This window comes from Ralstonia sp. A12, assembly GCF_000801955.1.
Lineage (GTDB): Bacteria > Pseudomonadota > Gammaproteobacteria > Burkholderiales > Burkholderiaceae > Ralstonia.
Genome location: NZ_JSZO01000016.1, coordinates 1 through 21,327 on the forward strand (window position 1 = coordinate 1; position 21,327 = coordinate 21,327).

Annotated in this window: 20 protein-coding genes; 9 read left to right on the forward strand and 11 right to left on the reverse strand. The window is 60.5% G+C overall.

Translation table 11 applies throughout. From position 1 onward, the window contains the following. Positions 1-341: 341 nt before the first annotated feature. Both PI87_RS28130 and PI87_RS28135 read right to left on the reverse strand, forming a co-directional pair. Positions 342-1,106, reverse strand: a complete 765-nt coding sequence (locus PI87_RS28130) for a hypothetical protein (RefSeq protein WP_052321596.1) — start codon at positions 1,104-1,106, stop codon at positions 342-344. Beyond that, on the reverse strand, positions 1,094-2,380 hold the full coding sequence (locus PI87_RS28135; RefSeq protein ID WP_052321597.1) for a hypothetical protein: 1,287 nt from the start codon (positions 2,378-2,380) through the stop codon (positions 1,094-1,096). The genes PI87_RS28130 and PI87_RS28135 overlap by 13 nt, the downstream gene beginning before the upstream one ends. Positions 2,381-2,839: 459 nt before the next feature. On the opposite strand from PI87_RS28135, the gene PI87_RS18595 reads away from it, so the two are divergent. Both PI87_RS18595 and PI87_RS18600 read left to right on the forward strand, forming a co-directional pair. After that, a complete protein-coding gene (locus tag PI87_RS18595; protein ID WP_039599215.1) occupies positions 2,840-3,880 on the forward strand; it encodes a GH25 family lysozyme in 1,041 nt (346 codons plus the stop codon). Next, complete coding sequence (locus tag PI87_RS18600; RefSeq protein ID WP_052321598.1) at positions 3,880-5,925, forward strand: GH25 family lysozyme; 2,046 nt, start codon at positions 3,880-3,882, stop codon at positions 5,923-5,925. The genes PI87_RS18595 and PI87_RS18600 overlap by 1 nt, the downstream gene beginning before the upstream one ends. Before the next feature lie 412 nt (positions 5,926-6,337). Here PI87_RS18600 and PI87_RS18605 read toward each other — a convergent pair whose 3' ends face one another. Next, complete coding sequence (locus PI87_RS18605) at positions 6,338-6,922, reverse strand: TetR/AcrR family transcriptional regulator (RefSeq protein WP_232314028.1); 585 nt, start codon at positions 6,920-6,922, stop codon at positions 6,338-6,340. 238 nt (positions 6,923-7,160) lie between these two features. On the opposite strand from PI87_RS18605, the gene PI87_RS18610 reads away from it, so the two are divergent. The 3 genes from PI87_RS18610 to PI87_RS18620 all read left to right on the forward strand — a co-directional run bounded on the left by PI87_RS18610 (position 7,161) and on the right by PI87_RS18620 (position 10,114). Then, entirely contained in the window at positions 7,161-8,174 is a 1,014-nt protein-coding gene (locus tag PI87_RS18610; protein WP_052321599.1) for a DMT family transporter, read from the forward strand. Then, positions 8,171-8,488, forward strand: a complete 318-nt coding sequence (locus PI87_RS18615; protein WP_039599217.1) for a (2Fe-2S) ferredoxin domain-containing protein — start codon at positions 8,171-8,173, stop codon at positions 8,486-8,488. The genes PI87_RS18610 and PI87_RS18615 overlap by 4 nt, the downstream gene beginning before the upstream one ends. A 279-nt stretch (positions 8,489-8,767) precedes the next feature. After that, positions 8,768-10,114 carry a GGDEF domain-containing protein gene (locus tag PI87_RS18620; protein WP_039599218.1) on the forward strand — a complete coding sequence of 449 codons (1,347 nt, stop codon included), beginning with the start codon at positions 8,768-8,770 and terminating at the stop codon, positions 10,112-10,114. Positions 10,115-10,151: 37 nt separating this feature from the next. Here the strand turns inward: PI87_RS18620 and PI87_RS18625 are convergent, their stop codons facing one another. The 4 genes from PI87_RS18625 to PI87_RS18640 are packed head-to-tail and all read right to left on the reverse strand — an operon-like array spanning position 10,152 to position 14,705. After that, entirely contained in the window at positions 10,152-10,796 is a 645-nt protein-coding gene (locus PI87_RS18625) for a DUF2894 domain-containing protein (protein ID WP_157003167.1), read from the reverse strand. Further along, positions 10,783-11,433 carry an OmpA family protein gene (locus PI87_RS18630; RefSeq protein WP_039599220.1) on the reverse strand — a complete coding sequence of 217 codons (651 nt, stop codon included), beginning with the start codon at positions 11,431-11,433 and terminating at the stop codon, positions 10,783-10,785. The genes PI87_RS18625 and PI87_RS18630 overlap by 14 nt, the downstream gene beginning before the upstream one ends. Continuing rightward, positions 11,430-13,943 carry a DUF802 domain-containing protein gene (locus PI87_RS18635; RefSeq protein ID WP_039599221.1) on the reverse strand — a complete coding sequence of 838 codons (2,514 nt, stop codon included), beginning with the start codon at positions 13,941-13,943 and terminating at the stop codon, positions 11,430-11,432. Before PI87_RS18635 ends, PI87_RS18630 begins: the two co-directional genes overlap by 4 nt. 9 nt (positions 13,944-13,952) lie before the next feature. Continuing rightward, positions 13,953-14,705: a DUF3348 domain-containing protein gene (locus PI87_RS18640; protein ID WP_039599222.1), complete on the reverse strand. Its 753-nt coding sequence runs from the start codon at positions 14,703-14,705 to the stop codon at positions 13,953-13,955. 207 nt (positions 14,706-14,912) lie between these two features. Here PI87_RS18640 and PI87_RS18645 point away from each other — a divergent pair, with 207 nt between their 5' ends. The 3 genes from PI87_RS18645 to PI87_RS18655 all read left to right on the forward strand — a co-directional run bounded on the left by PI87_RS18645 (position 14,913) and on the right by PI87_RS18655 (position 17,009). After that, on the forward strand, positions 14,913-15,470 hold the full coding sequence (locus tag PI87_RS18645) for a hypothetical protein (RefSeq protein WP_052321600.1): 558 nt from the start codon (positions 14,913-14,915) through the stop codon (positions 15,468-15,470). Next, positions 15,467-15,763, forward strand: coding sequence for a hypothetical protein (locus PI87_RS18650; RefSeq protein WP_039599223.1), 297 nt, complete (start codon positions 15,467-15,469; stop codon positions 15,761-15,763). Before PI87_RS18645 ends, PI87_RS18650 begins: the two co-directional genes overlap by 4 nt. Before the next feature lie 103 nt (positions 15,764-15,866). Further along, entirely contained in the window at positions 15,867-17,009 is a 1,143-nt protein-coding gene (locus tag PI87_RS18655) for a methyltransferase (protein ID WP_039599224.1), read from the forward strand. Between the two features lie 4 nt (positions 17,010-17,013). On the opposite strand, the gene PI87_RS18660 is transcribed toward PI87_RS18655, so the two are convergent. The 3 genes from PI87_RS18660 to PI87_RS18670 form a co-directional block, all read right to left on the reverse strand. Next, a complete protein-coding gene (locus tag PI87_RS18660; protein WP_039599225.1) occupies positions 17,014-18,288 on the reverse strand; it encodes a TIGR03862 family flavoprotein in 1,275 nt (424 codons plus the stop codon). Positions 18,289-18,375: 87 nt separating this feature from the next. Continuing rightward, positions 18,376-18,717 (reverse strand): type II toxin-antitoxin system RelE/ParE family toxin, encoded by a 342-nt coding sequence (locus PI87_RS18665; RefSeq protein ID WP_039599226.1) that lies wholly within the window; start codon positions 18,715-18,717, stop codon positions 18,376-18,378. After that, the gene (locus PI87_RS18670; protein ID WP_039599227.1) at positions 18,717-18,992 is read right to left on the reverse strand and encodes a type II toxin-antitoxin system Phd/YefM family antitoxin; all 276 of its coding nucleotides are present in this window, start codon (positions 18,990-18,992) and stop codon (positions 18,717-18,719) included. The genes PI87_RS18665 and PI87_RS18670 overlap by 1 nt, the downstream gene beginning before the upstream one ends. 163 nt (positions 18,993-19,155) lie before the next feature. Between PI87_RS18670 and PI87_RS18675 the strand changes: the two genes are divergently transcribed. Beyond that, positions 19,156-19,992, forward strand: coding sequence for a class I SAM-dependent methyltransferase (locus PI87_RS18675; protein WP_039599228.1), 837 nt, complete (start codon positions 19,156-19,158; stop codon positions 19,990-19,992). 90 nt (positions 19,993-20,082) lie between these two features. Here the strand turns inward: PI87_RS18675 and PI87_RS28610 are convergent, their stop codons facing one another. Further along, positions 20,083-21,078, reverse strand: coding sequence for a fimbrial protein (locus PI87_RS28610; RefSeq protein ID WP_084210005.1), 996 nt, complete (start codon positions 21,076-21,078; stop codon positions 20,083-20,085). Positions 21,079-21,327 lie beyond the last annotated feature (249 nt).

Consider the following 21,327-nt stretch of genomic DNA (forward strand, 5'->3'; position numbering starts at 1 on the left):
TGATAATTCCTAGTTATCGTCTTTCTCTGATTGCTTGGTTCAAATCAAGGGCATGGCCACGCAATTTCGCGCAGGTCTACTAGCCCTCTCAAGCGCAATCCCCAGCTCACTCTCGAGAATTTTGAGCAAGCCGCGCACACTTGGAAGCAGAATACGAGAGCTAACGCTCCTGAAAAAACGAGCCTAGCTCTATCACCCTACGCTAACCGGATGAGTGACAGGCATTCCGCTTTATCGGCGGCCTCACGCAGTTTCTTGAGGGTTAGTTGTAAAATTCGGAGGGAGGCCTGCGGGGCCAACGACTGGTTTTCGCCGAAGCGCCGGGACCATAAACGGGCGGGTCAAAGGCGATGCTTTAGAAGGTCTTCCATGGTCTTTGCGGTGGTATTGGCGTCCTCGCGTGAGATACGGCAGCAGTCAAACTTTCCTGTCTCGGTTCGAACCATCATGATGAGCTTCACGAGCTCGTCCCATAACGCGTTCGAAGCAGAGACCACCGAGACCACCTCCGCCGCCGGCGGATGGACTTCCCCTGTCAGCGCGCCATAGGAGTCCACCCATTTCTCGATAAGATCGCGCCGCAAACTGCGGTCTGTGATCGCGGTTTCGGATTCAAGACCATCACGGATGAATCCAACGAGGCTGCTTTGAAGATCCTCGAGAGAATCTGGCGCGCCATACCTCATACAAGCGAGACCAGCATCCGCTGCGTGCCCCCTGAATATATCGCCCATCAGCGCCGGCGTGGGTATCTGCTGGAATTCCGCCCACGCCTCGCAGTATTTTCGTCTGACGACCATGAGGTCGGCATGCTCTTTTCGCCAGGCAGCGGTATCACACTCGTCAATCACCGTGCCGAGCTGATCGAGCAGTGTGTCAAACGCGGCCAGTGTCTTCGGCGAGGGCTGAGGCGCGCATCGCTCACGAGCCGCGATCGGCGCGCCAGCCCGGAGACAAGACGTATTGGACTGAATTTTATTGATCTTTGCACTGATCTTCGCCTTCAAATTGGGGGAATCAAGATCACATGCAGCGACCCTCCCTACGACGAGACACGAAAGCATCAGGGTCACCAGGAACCGGAACCTTATGATCATGTCTTGCATTTGCTTGCATCCATATCCAAAAGTTGGCCCGGCCGTTGCGGATCTTCCGTCGACAGAAAGGGGATTCCAGGTAAGTAATTTGTCGACCAACCGGCCCAATCACTCTCGGAAAAATTCATGCATCCTGTGATACCTCTCAGGAAACGATTCATATCGGCTTTCGTCTCGCTAGAATAGTCCGATGATGAAATAATAGTTATAACAGAGTAAAGGTCTGCCTTGGTTCGATATTTATATACTTTCTGCTGCGCGATATAGGCATTGATGCTTTTATGCAAATCGTCGCTTGCAGTTTTTATGCTATCGAAATTGCTGGAAGTTGCCTTGACGATCAACTGAGTGAGGTAAGCGGATTTTGCCGAGACTTCTGTTGGCACCGTCATTTCCCTATTGGAGACTGACATCACGACCACAGGACTGGCCATGGGTACGAAATTCGACGCGGAACCGGCTTTCTTTTCGAGGGCAAAATAGCCAAGCTCCGAATAAGAGAAATCTCGATTCTTCCAAAATTCAACTTCTTTGAGATCCGCGCGTGACCGGCCAAGCAAGGCGTATCGTCCAATCTTGAGCGGCGTCAATGAAGGATTGTTTCCTGTCTCGATATATTGACGCCCATAGAATTGCGCCGTGTAATCGAGAATCATCTGATTCTGTTTCGACGCAAGCGCCAGGCTGGCTGCCTTGGTCGCTACACTGACGATGGATGTGGCTAGCGGGTTCTGCGCAAGCGCGGCGATGCCGGTGCCATATTTCTGGACTTCTGCCAGCGCCTCCCGCGTTTCAAGGTTAGTTTCGGCCGCAACTTCCATCACGCGAATCCGAAAATAGGGCGCGTATCGATCGTCCCAGGCATGGCTGCTGTAAATGACGAGGTTTGCAAAATTCAATGCCTGCCCCCCTCGCACCGCCCTCTGGTACCACACAACCAATGGCTCCTGGCTTGTTTCTGCCGATGTATTCACGTCTAAGATAACCGCGATATCCCTTGTTTTTTCGGTTTCTTCCTGAACATATGGTAGAGAAACACTATTCACCACAACGGTAATCGGGTCTCCGTGGATTGGGTAATTCTTTGTCTTATCTACCTTCAGCGATGATTCCAGCGCGACGGCATCACCATTCCCGCCATTTTGAAAATAGAAAACGCGATTATCCGGATACAGGGGAGTATTGACGACGTACCGATCTCGTTCTGTCAGACTCGGTTGCAAAAGTCCGCACCCCGCCACCAGGACTCCGCCTGCAATCGCCGCGCATAGTGATCTGACCATAGCCACTCCAAAGAATCTAATCATTGACCAAGCCGATTGTTTGCATGGCACGTTGCATTATTGGCAATTCCAACGGCCAACGCCCCCCTCTGAGGGAGTAGGTCGTCCGTTGAATAGCCGAGTGACATGCTTCCCAGTAAGAGCATAGGCGTCCACGACGTTCCTCCACGCCCCCAGTCAGACCGGAACTTCAGCCTGATGAATCGACGGTGCTACAGATCGTGACATCCGCATTTCATGATTTTCTGATTTACATAAATCAGATATGAAATTAATTTACATGAACCCACCCTACTAATGGCCGATACCGCCGTAAATGCCATGATCTATAACCGGTTCATCACTTGGTCGAGGTTTGACGCGTGGCCGCGCCCTGCCTGATGAGATGGTGTCCGTGATGGGTGAGGTCTGGAAGCAAGCACCGAAAAGTACACGCTGACAAATTGGAGGCAACGGAACATGTGCATTTCGTCGCGATTTCTTGCTGCCGTCACAATGCTCCTCGCAGTTGCCTCGACCACTTACGCGCAAAGCCAGCCATCTGCCGTGACAGGCTCCGATGCATCCGATGCTCCAGGGACGAGTGCGGCAGCCCTGGGATTAGGCGAACTGACCGACGAGCTCTCGCGCGGCGACCTGTTCGCGTTGATTCGCCAAGCCGACGCTGCCGCAGATCCCAAAGGGGCCAATCAGGCAGTGGAGTATTTCAATCTCTATGGGCCATTTCGTTTTCCTAACGACGTCGAGGTTGACGCAGTCGAAAAGAAGCCACGGCAGGATTCACTATTTGGGGTCGACGTCAGCCACTACACCTCCTTCGCCTTTCCGATTGAGCAGCTTCACACGAAGAAGGTGCAGTTTGTCTACATCAAGGCCACTCAAGGTGCGGACTACCTGGATCCAAAGTTTTCCAATTTCTGGTCGCGCGCCGGTAGGTTGCCCAAAGGCAGTCAGGTCCATCGTGGCGCCTATCATTTTCTTTCCAGCGGCGATCCAGGAATACCCGCGCAGGAGTGGGGCAAGGCCCAGGCGGCGACGTTCGTAAAGGTGATCAAGGTGAACGGCGGGCTGCTGGCCACCGATATGCCTCCCGTCGTGGACCTGGAGTGGGACAAGGCAAGAAGGGATGCACCCGACCGCTGGGCCAAGCGCAAGCCTGCCGAGATCATCGAGATGGTTAGTGCCTTCCTCTCTGCGGTAGAGACCGAGCTCCACCGCAAACCCATGATCTACACGGCAAGAGCATGGTGGCGCGAGCGGATTGGCTCGGAAGCCCTGTTCGGAAACCTTTCGTCATACCCACTATGGCTAGCGGACTATTCGAAGACTGCACGGGCCAGCGAGGTCCCTAACAGCATCAACGACGCGCGCTGGGCGCTCTGGCAATACACGGAAACGGCAACGATGGCGATCGGGTTCAAAGACCCCTTCGATGCCAACATATTCAAGGGCAAAACGAGCGCTTTCTATTCGTTGCTGGGCGTGGCGAAGTTTGAGTGATGCGCTTATCTGTTCATGGCGGGCTGCCAAGACTGCTGCGAGGCTTGCTGGTCTCTTTGGCCTGCATGCTGACCAGCGCTGCGGCACAAGTCCCCGAGTTTTCCGGAACGTGTCCAAACGGGGCTCCGGCGAGGAAGGAAACTTACTGTCGATTCTTCGTCCATTTCAATAGCGATCCCAATGCGAAACTTGATACGCGAATTGCCGATGCGGTTGGTGTCAAGACGGCAGCGGAGACACGCTCTATTGGCCTCATTATCGTCAACGACAAGTATCCCAATCTCCCAGGCCATGATATTCCGGCAGCCGCAGTGGACGGGGATAACCTTGTGCGTTTCTTGACCGAAAAACAGAAATTCGATGAAATCATCGTTCTGCGGAATCTGGACGCGACAGTTGACAATATCAACTATTTTCTTGACGACTATCTTCCAAATCGCGCCTCCGACTTCAGTAACAAGGCTCGGCTCCTGATCGCCTACTCCGGTCACGGACGATATGGCAAGTCGGATGGCAGTACGGACACACGCGCGGCATTCGTGCTGAGTGGGGCAAGCGACGTTAACGATTCGTCAAACGTCTACAAGATGCAGGAGTTTGCCGCGGACATCGAGGTGCTGGCCAGTCGCTACTTCCACGTGCTAACGCTGATCAATGCTTGTTATGGCGGTGGATTTTTCACGAATGGCTCGCCCGGAGGCAATGCTGACGCGTTCCATAAACCGGGCTCCTACGCGCTCACGGCAGGCTCAAGCGACGACCTTGTCCCGGCGCTCGATCCCAAGCGCGGCAGCCTTTTCTTCGATCTTCTGATTAGCGGCATTACGCAAGGCACGGCAGATCCGCTTTATTGGGATGCCTACAGTACGGTGTCTGCCGACGGGAGCAGCGTGCATCAAAGCGGTCTCACACGCACCCTTGCATTGGCCACCTATCTTACGAGCGCTTATGCACGAATCGCGCGTGAACGTGCCGCGACGGATTCGAGTTTCCATCTCAGTGACCCTTGGATTGGGCCTGCGCAGAAGGATATCGCCTGGGGTGGATTCTTCTTCCTGTCCGACCGCGGAAGTGGACCGTCGATGGCCGCAGCCAACGTTTATGGCGGAACAATCGTCGCAGCAATCGCCCCAACTGCTGGGTCCAACTTCGGGTTTCTCAGCGATACGGTCAGGTCGTCCACCCGCCTAAGGGCGACCGCCCGCCGTCCTTCGGGTCACAGGACCGCCATTGCGGACGGCGCCGCGTCGAGTGAGACGGAGTCGTCGACACCCCAGCCCCCGCCCCCTACAACTGCGTCCGAGCTTTCGTTGCCTCCTGGTCCTGTCAGCAGCATTGTCGGACACCCCGACATCAAGGTTTTCAAAGCCCCCGACATTTATCCCGTACAGGGATATGACTTCTCCTCCGCCGACGGGAAGATCAACTGGGAGGTCTTCTCCAACACGACGCGACCTCGCTTCATCTATGCGCGAGCGATTGGTTGGTCAGGACCGGACGAAACCTTTGACGACCGCTGGACGCACATCAAGGCGCTGGGTATCGATTACGGAGCCTATCTGAAGTATGACTTCTGCCGGTCGCCAAAGGATCAGATGACAAGCCTGTCGGGAATTGTGCCCGTGGATCAGAATGCACTCCCGTTCGCAATCGAGATCGTCAATCCAAAAGGCGAAAATGAACAGCAACTCGCCTGCTTCAATGCCATGGGGCTCGAAAGGGCCAAAGACAATATCCTGGAACTCGCTTCTTATGTCCGGGCGCACTACCGCAAGACACCTCTGCTCTATGGCAATCGCAACAATCTCTTTACCTTTGTCGACCAGCGTGCGGACGATTTCATGGTCTGGCTCGGTAGCTATGGAGCGTCGGGTATCCAGTTACGTGGAAGCAATCCCTGGACACTCTGGCAATATTCGGGAACGCTCGACGTAAAGGGCGTCGGTCCAAAAACGACGGGCCAGGTTTTTTTCGGCACAGAAGAGCAATATCTTCTTTTCAAACGTGGGCAATCCAACGTCGCCCTTAAGGCAGTGAAACAGTAGATGTCACTGCCGCACCCCGCCAGCGTAACCTTGGCCTGCACCGCCACGCTAGGAAATGTTCGACCCGGTAGCTGTGGTGCATTTGAGACACCTGCAAGCAAATTTAGGCTCCTGGGGGCAACACTGGGGGCAACTCGAGACAGCGGATTCAGAAGAATGGCTTAGCGACAAGGCTTTGCAGCAGCTTTTTGATTGCTGTACGTCCCACCATTTTTCGATGTGCGGTGCGTCTCTTTGCGTGTGCCGTTCAGCATAAGGTGTCCATCCGGACACCTTATCTTCGTTTACACGCACCGCCAGTTCAGCAACATTCCAAACCTGATCAACACGGTCAGCGCCAACCGGGTTTTGCCGACTTCCGGGCGCGCATGAACAGCATCACGGCGCTGGGCTTCACGTGGGTAGATCCGAGTCAGTTACCTGCCTCAGGCCCAACGAGAAGCCTGATCTGAAGTGCTGCCAGTTCACGTAGCCGCGCTGGCTCGTGATAGATGCGTTCCACCACGGCAAGCCCGCGCGTGAACGCGATGATGGCCTGGGCGGCGCTATCGGGCGGCACCGCCAACGACGCCCGCAACGCATCGTGAGACAGCGCTTCGGCGATGACCGCCTCCAGCTGTTCCAGGAGGTCACGCACGCGGTTTTGCATGGTCTCGCCAATCGCGTCACTCTCCACCGCCGTCTTTGTCGTGAAGCAGCCTCGCGGCGGCAGGTCGGCCGTCATGCTGATGATGGACACGTCAAAGAAGCGTTCCAGCGCGAGACGTGCGGTCGGGGCGTCCAGCGCCTGCCGAGACTCGGTCAGAACGGTTTCCGCATATCGATCAAACGCGAGCTGGAACAGGTGCTCCTTGCTGCCATACGCGTGGTACAGGGAGCCGCGCTGGACATCGGTGGCTTCAGCCAGGTCGGCCATGGACGTCGCCTGCCAGCCCTTGACCCAGAACAGCTCCAGCACCTTGCCGAGCACGGCTTCCTCATCGAACTGCCTGACCATTGCCATCTGCTTAGCCCCTCCCATCTCCAATATTTGACACTGGCGTCAACTTTGACAACCATGTCGATAATTATAGCGCCATTGCGCGAAGGACCCTTCTGAACTGTTCCGCCCCAGGTACGTGCCAGTCGCCCCCGATGCGCTGGCGCCGAGCCTGGGGCGTTGTCTGGGTGTGCGCCGGTTGTATTGCAGTTGCAGTTTTCATGCCCCTCACCATGAACGGAGCTTTGGCATAACCATGGACAGCGCCAACCCGATCCAACGCCCCGCCCCCACGGAAACCACCAGCAGCAAATCCGTGCGTGAGGGCTGGGCTGCGGTGCTCACTGCCGCCACGCTGTGGGGTACAACGGGCATCGTCTTTCACGCGCTGGGCACGTCAGGTTCAGGTGGCGCCAATGCGGTGTCGATCAGCTTCTTGCGGCTTGCGCTGTCCGTACCGTTCCTCCTGGTCATGGCGCGCATCCGTGTCGGCACGTGGCTCGCACCGCTGACGATGCGTGGCTTTTTCGTGCTGGTCGGACTCGGGCTCGGCATGGCGGCCTACCAGCTCACCTACGTGCTGGCCATCGAGCGTGTGGGTGTCGCCATCTCGGTGCTGATCAGCATCTGTGGCGCCCCGATCTTCGTGGCACTGATCTCGGTGGTGTGGCTGGGTGAGCGCCTGCAGGCGCAGACCCTGCTTGCGCTGGTGACGGCCATTGTGGGAACGGTGTTGCTTGTAGGATTGCCCACCGAAGTCAACCAGAACAGCCATGGGTTCTGGATCGGCGTGGCCATCGCCGTTGCATGTGCAGTCTGCCAGGCGTTCTATGTGCTGGCAGCGCGCGCTTCAGGCTCGGTCTGCGGGCCCATGCACGCCGGTGGAATCGGCTTCGCCATCGGTGCGCTCGCGCTGCTGCCCTTCGGCCTGGTCGAAGGCCTGCAACTGAACTACTCGCCCGGTGGCTGGGCGATGCTGCTGTACGTGGCCGCGGTGCCCACGGCAATTGCCCAAACTCTGTTCCTCAGCGGGCTCAAGGGCACGGGCGCCATCGGCGGTGCGATTGCGAGCCTGCTAGAGCCGCTGGTGTCGACCGTGCTTGCCGTCATCCTGCTGCATGAGCGCATGACCTGGGTCGGGGTGCTGGGCACCGTCATCCTGCTGAGCGGGATCGTGATCATCCAGTGGACGCCCAAGAAACGTCTGAACGCCGTCGCGACGCCCTCTCTGAATGCACCGACGCATACCACGACGGAGCCCACGCCATGACGCTCTATCAGCGCCACATCTTCTTCTGCACCAATCGCCGCGAAGACGGCGATGCCTGCGAGCAGCACGGCGCGACGAAACTCTGCGCGTATGCCAAGCGGCGTTTCGCAGAGGCCGCTCCGCATTTGGCGGGCCATGTCCGCGTCAATCGTGCGGGCTGTCTCGCGCAGTGTGAGAACGGCCCGGCGGTGGTGATTTACCCCGAGGCGGTCTGGTACACCTATATCGACGCCACGGACATCGACGAAATCGTCGACGAACATCTCGTCAATGGTCGCATTGTTGAACGATTGCGTATCGATCATCCCGCCTGACAAAAAAGGCAAGCCGGGCAAAGGTAGCGCGCTGTGCGGCTTGCCGTTTCTGCATCGCTCATTATTCAAGCGATCGAATATCGCTTAGGCAGCGAACGCTGATAAACAGGCCCGCCGTACAACCGGCTCAAACGGTTGCTCAATGCTTGTCTTATCACCGAAACAAAATAGGACGCATATACAGCAAAACACCCACACAAACTTTTGAACGACTTTTCGATATGCCCGGAACCGTGGAAAATCGCGCTCTGATTCCTCCTCCCTCCCCCGCGGTAAGGCATGACAGAAAACAACCCCTCGGAGACCGCGCGGCACGCTCTCAAGCTGCTGGCCTCACGCAGGTTGACCCCCACGCCAGACAACTTTGCCGCGATTTACTACGAAATTGCCGGCAACAAGCCAACTGGGGACACGCAGAACGCAGAACGGACCACCCTGGTGCGGGACTTGTGCGAACAGCTTGCGCGCACAGTTGAGTACTGCCTGCCTGCGCTGGGCGAAGACGAGGCTGCGGTCAGCGCCGTTGCCTGGGCACTGATCAAGGCGTGCCGCTCAGAAACAGAAAACCTCACCACGCTGAACGCCAAGCTGGCCGCATTCAACCATCGACTATCGTTTGCGGCAGAAGACCAGAACGAGATTCGCAAATCGTTGATGGGCCTGCTGCAGTTGGTCTTTGAGAACATCGGCCAGTTGTCATTGGACGACCGCTGGCTGCGCGGCCAGATTGATGCCCTGCTGAAGGCCAGCGAAGCCCCCTTGAGCCTGCGGCGGCTTGACGACGTGCGGCGTCGCCTCAGAGAGGTGATCCACAAACAAGGCGCGTTGAAGGCCAAGTCGATCGAAGCCCAGGAAGAGATGAAGCAGCTCCTGGCCTCCTTCATGGAGCGGTTGTCCGCTGCGGCCGAAACCTCTGACGAGCACCACCACCAGATGGAAGCGTGCGCCAAGAAGATCGAGTCTGCCAAGACGATCTCCGAGATTGCCCCCGCCATCCAGGATGCGCTGTCGGCCACGCGCTGGATGTCATTGCAGGCAGCGCATAATCGCGACGAACTCTCGGCGATGAAGAAGAAGGCCGAAGACGCCGCGGCCGAAGTGGCGAGCCTTCGCAAGGCGCTCGACATGGCATCGGCCTCGGCGCGTCACGACCTGCTGACCGGCGCACTGAACCGCAAAGGCCTGGAGGAAGCGTTGGAGCGCGAGGTTGCCCGCGCCGCGCATCAGAACTCCACCCTGTCGATCGCTTTCCTGGACATCGATGACTTCAAGTCGATCAACGATGCCCACGGGCACAGCTTCGGCGACGATGCCCTGTCACATCTGGCCCAGGTGGCGCGCGAATCGATCCGCCCGCAAGATGCACTCGCACGCTTTGGTGGCGAAGAGTTCGTCATCCTGATGCCCGACACGTGCCTGGAAGACGGCGTGCAAGCCGTCATCCGGCTGCAACGCACCCTCACTCAGCGCTTCTTTGCCGCCGGTGATACCCGGCTCTTCATTACGTTCTCCGCCGGCGTGGCGGAGCTTGGCAAGGACGAAGCCCCCATGGCGGCAATCCAGCGCGCAGACCGCGGTATGTACCAGGCCAAACGTGCCGGAAAAAACAAAGTCGTCAGTGCATGACGCGTTTTTTGTCAGCAACGTGGCGCAAGCGTTCTAACTAGCGCGACTTGCTCCGCGCACTCTTGCCACCCGCGCTACCACGCCCCGCCTCCTGACCGGCCACTGCCCCGTCCCCGCCCATCCGCTCCAGCCACGACAGCGCATCCACATACGACAGGAACTGCCGCAGATACTCCGGCGATACCTCGCGCATCAGCAGCAGCGACCGGTGCACTAGGCTGCTCGAATTGAGAGGGCCAGCATTGGTCGGCACTTGATCCAGTGAATCGCGCAACTGCTTCTCGGCGCTGACGCGGGACCAGGTCTCCCGCACGTCTTCGAGAATCTTCAGTTCGGCGGGGACATGAGGATGACGCCCCAGTGCATTGGTTGCAGCGCGGCTGGCATCCTCGCGCGCATGGCTGGCGATGTCAGCAAGCAGTTCAGCCAGCGCGCTGCGGGCCGGCTCACCTGCGACCTCACTCACGTCAGGCACAGGCGCTGCGCGATCGAAATCATCCGCATAGGCCGCAATCAAGTTGCCCAGCCGTTCATCCAGGACGCGCCGCGCCTCACCCGTTTGGCTGGCCGCACGACGGTGCAGCGCTTCGATGAAGTGAAAGCGCACACGGTTGAGGCGATCCGCACCGCGTGCGCGCCAATCGTCGAGCGTGGCCTGCGTGGACGAATCAGTTGGATTCACGACGCCCACCGTTGGAAGCCGACTGCCTCGGCACAGGTGCGATCTCCACGCGTCGGTTCTTGGCGCGGCCTACGTCGTCCGCATTGGAACTCACAGGCTGCTGCGAGCCGAACGCCGCCGCAAACACACTCGACGCGGGGATACCCTCGTCAATCAGTGCGCGCGTCACCGTCAATGCGCGCTTGGCTGACAGCTCCCAGTTATCGGCAAACTGGCGATTGCCCGCCCGCACCTGTTGGTCATCGGAAAACCCGCTCACCATCAAGATCTCGTCACGAGACTTGAGATAGGCCGCCAGCGGGCCTGCCAGGCTCTTCATCAGCGTGCGGCCTTCCGGCTGCAATTGGTCGGAGTTGAGCGCAAACAGCACGTTGCCGTTGATGCCGATCCGCCCGTTCACGAGCGTCACGCGCCCTGCCGCCAGCGGGCCTGCCAGTGCCTGCTCAAGCGTCTTGCGGCGCTGGGCCTCGGCCTCGCGCTGCTTGACCTCGTTCTCCAGCTTGGACGACAGCTCCAGCTGCACGCCGATCACGCCCACCAAGATCAGCACGAAGGCGCCCAGCACCACCGACATCAGGTCGCCAAATGCAGCCCAGACCGGCGCGGCCTCCAGGCCGCCGTCAAGTTCGTCGTTCATGCTGCTTCGGTGCCGGCCAAGGCCCGCTGGTCACCCAAGCGCTGCAGGTCTTCAAGAATCTGCTTTTGCGACAGCATGCTCAGATCCACCACTTCCCGGGCCTGCGCCACGTAGTAGGCAAGCTGTTCGTCGCTGCGCGTGAGCGACTTGTCCAGCGCCGCTTCAATGCGCTGCAGGTGCGCCACCAGCTTGTCGTTCGATTCGCCGAACAACTGCACGGCCACTCCAAACGCTTCGCCCAGGCTCGCCACCTCAACCGCACTGCCGGTCACCTGCGCAGCCACCGCGCCGAGCTTGCCGGTCTCGGCCTCAACCCGATCCGTGAACCGCACCCCAACGCGTTCGAGCAACTCCGCCGAGCTTGCCACCAGCGCATCCACCGCTACGCGCTGTTCGGCAGACGCGTGATTCACTGCATCCAGCAGCGTCTCCAGCGTGCCCAGCAGGCGCGTACGTTCTTCCAGCATCGCCGTATCGCGGACCATGCTGTCGGACAGCTTCTGGCGCAGCTCGGCAACCACCTCGGCGGCAGCCTTGGGCGCTTCCGAAGCGGCCTGCACCAGTCGAGAAATCTCGGCGATGGTGTCCTTGGCATGGGCCTGCGTTTGCGCGGAGATGTCGCTGGCCGTCTGTGCCAGCGCTTCGCAAGTTGCCTGCTGGTGGTTCGCGGTGTTGGCGCCCGTCTTCTCCCATTCTTGGCTCAGCTTGGCGCCCATCGCGCCCAGCGCATCCGTCCAGGCAGTCAGACGTTGCTGGTCGCGCGCTTCCAGCGCGGCTTGCAGGTCGGCATGCGATTGGCGCGACGCATCCAGCAACGTCGCCATCTCGCGCGCGGTCTTGACCAGCGCGTCACAGGTTTCCTGCTGGCGGCTCGCGGTGTCGGCGCCTGCCATCTCCCACGCCTGACTCAGCTTGGTTCCTGTTGCACCAAGCGCATCGGTCCAAGCGGCCAGACGTTGTTGATCACGTGCTTCCAGCGCGTTTTGCAACTCCACATGCGATTGGCGCGACGCATCCAGCAGCGTCGCCATCTCGCGCGCGGTCTTGGCCAGCGCGTCGCAAGTTTCTTGCTGACGGCTCGCGGTGTCGGCGCCCGCCATCTCCCACGCCTGGCTCAGCTTGGCGCCCATCGCGCCCAGCGCATCGGTCCAGGCCGCCAGACGTTGCTGGTCACGGGCTTCCAGCGCGGTTTGCAGCTCCACATGGGATTGGCGAGACGCAGCCTGCAACGAGGTAGCGTGCTGCTCAAACGTGGCAGCCGCGGCCTCCAGGGCGCGCTGGTTGCGGCCCGCCAGTTCTGTGTGCGTCTGTTGTTGCCGCGCGAGCGCATCGCCCCAGACACCGGACAGGCTGCCCACCGTGGCGTCCAGGCGTTCTGCAACGCCCTCAAGCAGACGCGCCGAGCGTTGTTCAAAGGTTTCGGCAAACCGGTCCAGCGACGTGCCCACCTGCCCGACCAGCGCAGCGCTTGCGTGCTGATGCTCCGACAAGGCCGTGTTCCAGATGCCCGAGACCGTCTCGGCCGTGGCCTCGAAGCGCGTCGACAGGCCATCCAACTGACGCTGCACGGCATGCGTCACCGTCTCATGCAAGGCGGCGGATTCGCGGGCAAGCCCCGCCATCGTCGTATCGACCACCGGCTGAAGTGCCGCACCGGCAACGCGTGCACTCTCGGCCGCACTGTCTTGCAACGACTGCCCGACCGAAGACGCAAGGTCACGGTAGGCCGCCTCCGTCTTGTCGAGAAACGCCTGTTGGCTGGCGATCTGGCGTTCGCTGCTGGCAGCGCCCTGTTGTTCCAGGGCTGTCATCATGGCCTGCAGCCGATCAACCAGTGCAGGCATTGCATCGGACTGCCGTTGCAGCAACTTGAACGTCTCTTCACGCTGATGGACGTGCGAATAGATGCGCAGCGTCGTGGCGGTCTTGGTATCGAGCGCCTGAACAGCCTGCAGCCGCTCACGCCGGCACAGCGCAGACAGCAACCCCAGCATGGCGGATGTGGCCACACCGGCAATCGACGTGCCGAACGAGAACCCCAGCCCCTTGACAGGTGCGGCCAGCGACGCGCGAATCGCCTGCAGGTCGGTTGCACTCTCCAGCGCGGCGCCCGTGCCCTTGAGTGTCATCACCATGCCGAGCAACGTCCCGAGCATGCCCAGCAGCACCAGCAGACCGACCAGATACGGCGTCAGCGCGGGCCCAGGCAGTGCAACACGCTCGCCTTCCACGCGCAGGCGCACGGCGTTGCGCAGGCTCGGGTGCAGTTGCTCCAGCCAAGCGCCCAGCTTGGGCGGCTGTTCAGACAGCCCAGCCACGGCCTGCGTGAGCGTGCCCGTAGCCTGCTGATAGCGGCGCAATTCCAGCGCACCCGCCACGTAGGCGGCGCCAATCACGATCGTGACGACCAGCGCCAACGGGTTCATGCCCACGATGTAGCCAGCGGCGATCCACCCCAAGGCGGCCAGCCCAACAAAGAAAACAACGAGATTCAGGTGATGTCTGGACATGGTGTCCTGCTAGCGGGTACGAAGGGCGGCAAGCAGCCCCTCGACCGGTTGAAAACGAACATCCAGCTCTGCGAGGAGCACGCTCTGCATGTCCTTGCGGAACGCGTGCAACCACGCACGGGATGGGGGTTGGATGGCTGGAACAGGTTGCGCAGTGCTCTCTGGTGGCGTATCGGCCGGCGGTTGTTCGGCAGCGCGCAACCGCTCGAAGACCTGCCCAAGCAGTGTCGGGACGGCACTCAACAGCGTGCGCTCGCGGCCCCCGAGCGCCTGCTCCATACTGGCGTCCAGCACCGCAAGCCGGGCCAGATCCGGCGTCTTTGCTGCCAGCACGCGTCGCAGGCGGCCACGCAGGTCGCCAATGTCCATTTCCATCGTCTGCTGCATCAAGACGTAGCGCTGCCGGAGATCGGCATAGTCGACCGGTGCGGCCGGCGCTGCGGTTTGAATGGGCGCGCGCGCGCCTCCGCCCGGCCTGCCATCTAGCGCGCAGGCGGCGGCAATGGACTTCGCCAGTGCGGTACGGACGCGGCTGCACATGGTCTCGGCGTCCATGCCGGCGGACCGCACACTGGGGGCGATGGCCGGCGGACTGGCGCTGAGCGCCGTCGAGAGCGTGATGGCATCCGTCCAACTGAGCCATTGGCTCAGCTTGTCTGAAAGCGGCTGCCCGGATTCGGAAACGTCAGCGTCCGTCAGGCGAGCAAGTATGCGGATCAGCGCAGGGCCGCTGAGCGCCCTGCGTTGCTGGGCGTGCGCCATGCTACGAGTGCCAAAAAAAGGCTGGAGTTTACACTGCCTGACCGGCGAAACCGCCCTCTACGAGTGTCTAAAGCATCACTTACAGAGGAAGAATCGCAACAACTGGCGAGGCCACAGGCGATGCAAGGCCGCATCCGCCAACGCATCAGCGCGGCATCGGGCCTTTCGGATTATCCTCGTGCCCCTTGCAAGACTGGGAGCATCCGGATGCGAATCGCTGTCATCGGCACATCGGGGGCAGGCAAATCAACGCTCGCCCGGCGGCTGGCCGCGTCCACCCAGGCCGCGTATATCGAGCTCGATGCCATCAACTGGCAAGCGGATTGGAAAGCACTGGCCACTGACGACCCTGCGGAGTTCCATCGCAGGGTGCAGGCCGCTGTCGCCGGCGCGTCGTGGGTCTGCGATGGCAACTACCCCGGCGTGCGCGACGTTGTGCTGGCGCGCGCCACACACGTCGTGTGGTTGGACTACGCCCGCCCGGTGATCATGTGGCGGGTGATCCGGCGCTCATTCTGGCGTGCCGTCACCAAGGCCGAACTGTGGCCAAGCACAGGCAATACCGAGGCATTTGCGGCGTGGCTCGACAAAGGCCACCCCATCCGTTGGGCGTGGGACACCTTCACGCAACGTCGTGAGCAGTACGCCCGCCTGCTTGAGGCGCCAGTCCTGGCAACCGCCCAGAAGTACCGCGTGGCACGCCCCCAGGATCTGGCGGCCGTCGAATCCGCACTGGAACAACAGCGCGATGGCGCCAGAACATGACAAGACAAGAACTCCACACGTTCTTAACCACCCACTTTGACCTCGTCTTCGACCCGGTCGAGCGCGGCTGTGCGCGCACCTACTTCCTCGGCAAGGTGGCGTGGCATCCGTCCACAACCACGCGCATCCTTCACGTTCAATGTGACGCCGTGGGCGTTGTCAGCCAGATCAAACGCTGCGTCTCATCGGACAACAACAACAGCGTGTTTGTACGATTGCCAATGGATTGGCCGGCGCTTCTCCAGATCGTGACCGACGAGATTGCGCTGCACTTGAAGCCCCTCCACCGCTAGCGGAGTGCAGCGCCGGGCGCCTGCCCCGCATTGTGTGTTTCTACCGCCAGCGGTATCGTGTCGCCCACTACGGCGCCATCGCCCGCTTCTTACGAATTCCCCCGTGACCGATCACCCCACCCTCACCTGGACCGACGTTGAAACCGACGCCGTCCACACCGCCCAGTGGCACTCCGAAGCCGGTAACCCGCCGCCCAAGCGCGTCGTCATTGCCGACGACCGCACCACCGCGGACACCGCCTACCGCTTGGCCTGCGAAGGCACGGCACTGCTCTGGCGCGGCGACTTCCAGAACGCGCGCCAACTGCTGCAGGCCATGTCCCGCCGCACCGCGGGTGGCAAATCCGGCAAGCCGCGCAAGGAAGCCACCTCGCCCATCGAGGCATTCAACTTCCACCGTCAGGCGCAATCGCAACGCGCACGCACGCTCGGCATGCTGCTGATTCCGCTGGATGCCGATTACACGATCCCGCTGCGCCGCGCGCCTGACCTGCGCGAAGCCTGCAATGAAGCGTATGGCGCGGGTGAAGCCGCTTCCGTCGTCTCGCTGCGCGAGCTGCTTGGCCTGATCGGTGCGCACGAATGGCGCAAGAAGGGTGTGGAGATTCCCGCGCTGGATGGCGCGCGCATTCACCCGCACTACGGTGTGTTCTCGCCCGTGCGGGGGGAATACCTTGATCTGGTCGCGCAGGCACCGCTGCCGTCGAAAGCGCTGGCATTCGACATCGGCACAGGCACCGGTGTGCTGGCTGCGGTGCTCGCCAAGCGCGGCGTCAAGCGCGTCATCGGCACCGATCAGGACCCGCGTGCGCTGGCTTGCGCGCGAGACAACCTGACGCGCCTCGGGCTGCAAACCCAGGTGGACGTTGTTGACGTCGATCTCTTTCCCGAAGGGCGTGCGCCGCTCATCGTGTGCAATCCGCCGTGGCTGCCGGCGCGGCCAAGCTCGCCAATCGAGCGCGCAGTCTATGACCCGGACAGCGTCATGCTGCGGGGCTTTCTCAACGGTCTTGCCGCACACCTGGAGCCCGGTGGCGAGGGCTGGCTGATCCTGTCGGACTTTGCCGAGCACCTCGGCCTGCGCACGCGCGAAGCGCTACTCACGATGATCGACGCCGCCGGCCTGCAAGTCATTGGCCGCAACGACATCAAGCCCAAGCACCCGAAAGCCTCGGATGAAAACGACCCGCTCTACAAGGCGCGCGTTGCCGAGGTCACGTCGCTGTGGCGCCTCAAGGCGCGCTAATCCCCTAGCGCGTCGCCAGATAGTCGAGCACGCCGTGCCCGGCTGCTGCGCCCGTCGCAAAACATGCCGTCAGCAGGTAACCGCCGGTCGGCGCTTCCCAATCGAGCATCTCGCCAGCGCAGAACACGCCGGGCAGTTGCTCGATCATCAGGTTCGCATCCAGCGCTTCAAACGCCACGCCGCCCGCGCTGCTGATCGCCTCGTCGATGGGCCGGGTGCGCGTGAGCCGCAATGGCAACGCCTTGATGGCAGCGGCCAACTGCGCGAGATCGGCAAACGCCTCCTTCGACAGACACTCGCGCAGCAGCCCCAGCTTCACACCGGTGATGTTCAGTTTGCTCTGCAGATGGCTCGACATCGAGCGCGCGCCGCGCGGGCGCATCAGCTCATCGGTCACACGCTGCGCACTCCACCCGGGCGCCAAGTCCAGCCAGATCGTCGTTTCACCGTCTGCGGCAAGCGCATCGCGAATGGGCGCTGACAACGCATAGACGAGGCTGCCCTCCACCCCCGTCTGCGTGACCATGAACTCGCCCTGGCGGAATTGCAGCGCACCGTCGTCACCCGACGGCAAGCCAATGCCAACCGACTTGACGGGCTGCCCCGCAAAGCGCTCCTGAAAATACGCGCTCCAGTCTGCATCAAACCCACAGTTGGCGGGCTGGAGCGGCAACACCTGCACACCGCGCGCCGCCAGGTGCGGCACCCAGGCGCCATCCGAACCCAGGCGCGGCCAACTGCCCCCACCCATGGCGAGAACAACGGCATCGGCCTGCACAACGCGCTCGCCGTCAGGTGTGTCGAAGCGCAGTACCTGTGCATGGCCCGGTTCCGACGCGGCCCCCCAACCAACCCAGCGATGCCGCATCTGCAACTGCACGCCCGCCTCACGCAGCCGATGCAACCACGCGCGCAGCAACGGCGCCGCCTTCATCTCGGTCGGAAACACACGGCCCGAGCTGCCGACAAACGTATCGATGCCAAGCCCATGAATCCACGCGCGCAGTGCATCGGGGTTGAAGCGGTTGATGAGCGGCGCAAGGGCATCGCGCCGCGCGCGATAGCGCCCGAGAAACGCGTCCAGCGGCTCCGAATGCGTGATGTTCATCCCGCCAATGCCCGCCAGCAGAAACTTGCGCCCCGCCGACGGCATGGCATCGAACACCGCCACACGCACGCCTTGGCGAGACAACACTTCAGCGGCCATCAGCCCGGCAGGGCCAGCGCCGATCACGGCAACAAGGGGAGCACCCAGAGGGGCATTCAGTGGTTCAGACATGCAAAGGTGAATCAGAGAAAACACAGTGGCGCCCGTCGCGGGCGTCATGACATGAGATGCGATGAAATGAGATACGCAGTCGTACGCTCAGGCACCCAGCAGCCTGCGCGCCAGCACCGACTGCATGTCGCGCCGCCCATCGGCAATGAGGTAAATGATGACGTGGTTGCCCGAGACGCGATAAATCACCCGATACGGCTTGAACGCGGTTTGCCGAAACTCCTTGATACCAAGCGCGGCCAGTTCTTTCGGGTAATTGCCGCGCTCCGGGTGCATCGCCAGGCTCTCCACAACCTCCTGAAGCTGGTCGAGCACGTAGTTTGCGTTGGCAATGCAATCAAACTCGGCGATGTAGTCGTAGATCGATTCCAGGTCTTGCTCAGCACCCTGCGTGAGCAACACCTGAAACGCTGCTGACGCCTTGGCCATCAGCCCTCCGAACGCTTGGCGCGCAAACGTGCCAGCACATCACCAGCGGGCTTGACCTTGCCGTCTGCCACCTCTTGCGTGCCCAGTGCCAGGATCTTCAGCAGCGCAAGCGTTTCCTGCGTCTCTTCATAGGAAGCCACATCCTGCAGAACGGCCTTGGCTTCTCCGTTCTGGGTGATGACCAACGGCGCCCGCTGCTCGGCCAATTGCGTGAGCACCTCGGCAGCATTGGCTTTGAGATAGCTGATCGGTTTGACTTGAGAGGAGTAGCGCATGGTGGTTCCTGACCAGTTCGGACAGGACTGAATATAGTCTTTTTACGGACCCCAGACAACCGACGGCATACGGGCTCGCCCCGCTTTCGGTAAACTGGCACCCACTTCCGCTTTTCTCCCGGCGCCTGCGCCCACGCTGCAGTGCGCCCAAGTTGTCCTGACGATGTCCAACACCACCCACGAAATCCGCCCCAACCAGTCCATCGAGCTGCTCAAGGAACTGCACATCCTGACGCGCGACGGCAAGATGAACCAGGACAGCCGCCGCAAGCTCAAGCAGGTGTATCACCTGTTCCAGTTCATCGAGCCGCTGCTGGCTGATGTGCAGCAAACCAAGGGGCATGTCTCGCTGGTCGATCACGGCGCTGGCAAGTCGTACCTGGGCTTCATCCTGTACGACCTGTTCTGCAAAGAACAACCCGGCGACGGCACCTCGCACATCTACGGCATTGAAACGCGCGAAGAACTGGTCACCAAGTCGACCGAGCTTGCCGCGCGGCTCGGCTTCAAGGGCATGTCGTTCCTGAACTTGTCAGTAGCGGAGTCGATTACGTCAGACCGCCTGCCGGCCACCATCGACATCGTGACCGCGCTGCATGCCTGCAACACAGCCACCGACGACGCCATCCGCTTTGCGTTGGAAAAGCATGCGCAGTCCATCGTGATCGTGCCGTGCTGTCAGGCAGAGGTGGCCGGCGTGCTGCGCAAGAACAAAGGCAAATCGCTCGGCAACGCGCTGACCGAGATCTGGCGCCACCCGCTGCACACGCGTGAATTCGGCAGCCAGGTCACCAACGTGCTGCGCTGCCTGCAGTTGGAAGCCCACGGCTATCAAGTGAGCGTGACGGAACTGGTCGGCTGGGAACATTCCATGAAGAACGAGCTGATCATTGCGCAGTACAAGAACCTGCCGCGCCGGCGCCCCACCGAGCGGCTGCATGAGGTGATCAGCACGCTGGGGCTGGAAGAACTGCACGAGCGGTTTTTTGCGCCGGCTTGATGGCGCACGGCGCTTGAGGCGCTTCCAACATGCAGAAAGGGCCTGAACCGTTGGTTCAAGCCCTTTTTTCTTTACTACCGCCTGGCGGCCTCAGTTGTAGTCAAACCGCAGCGTCGCGCTCGCATTTGCACGGCCAGCCGTGACGGTTCCGGTGCGGTAGTAGCGAGCAGAAATCGGCACATTCAACGCGGCGCCAGCAGCGTTGCTCACTGTCGTCAGGGTCGTGGAATTGACGACCAGCGGGGCACCGCCAAAGAGCACCTGCACGCCAATGCCTTGTGCAACACCCGCGCCCCCCGCTCCCGTCAAGGCCACCGTCGTAGTGGGGCCACCAGCGGCTCGTGTACCTTGCAACGACATTCTGACGCGTGGCGAAGCGGCGCAAGTCAGCCCGATATTTTGGGGTCCACGGGTGGTGGATACCGAGCCGACGTTAGCGAACGAGCTAGCCGCGACGTTACCCAGCGGAATGGTGATGCTCGCCGTGTTGACCGAGCAAGTAGGGTTTTGAACCGTGAAGGCCGCGGCAAAATTTAAACTTATATTCACCACGTTATTCGTGACGGATCTAGCAACCTGACCGGCTGCAATGGTACCAGGCGTAATCGCACCAGTCTTTACGAGACGGGCCCTAAAGGTTCGATTGGTGTATTGAAACCCTTGCCCTGGCCCCCGACTCGTCGATCCCTGCATAGGAAAAAAAAGGCCACCGTCGAACCCATTGTCCAAGAGTTGGACTGAGAGACCAACCCCTGGAATATTTGTTGCATAAACATTTGGGATAGAGGTTGCGGCAGTGAACCTAGTCAACTCGTAGCGATAATTAATGGTACCGGCAGTGCAGAAGGGATTCGTGGTCCATCCAGGGGAAGAGACTTGCTCCGCGATGATGCCGCCTACTGCAAGACTTGCCGGCACCGTGATAGTGCCAAAATTGACCGTCTGAGGCCCTGACTGAACAGGAATAGAGCAGGTTTGCGCGTACACAGACGAGGAGAAAATCCACGCACCCAGGCTGAGCAGCCAGACAAAACATAAGCCGAGATGGCGCTGTTTTAATGCCAGAAAATAACGAAATGAAAACATGGCCACTCCAATTTACTCAAGAATCCAATTACACAAGGCGCAGTTGACTACCTCATCACCCACAGACAGCCCAATATTTTCACTCGTGTTCATGGAAACACTTCGATTATGACTTCACAAACCATGAAGATCGATTGATTCCAATTGCCCAGCATCTCGCATCATCTCGCCGCCTAACAACATTGAAGTGCCTACTCACACGCGAGAAAAAAGACGGTACTTGCAATCGTTGTCTCAGACGATGCCCCG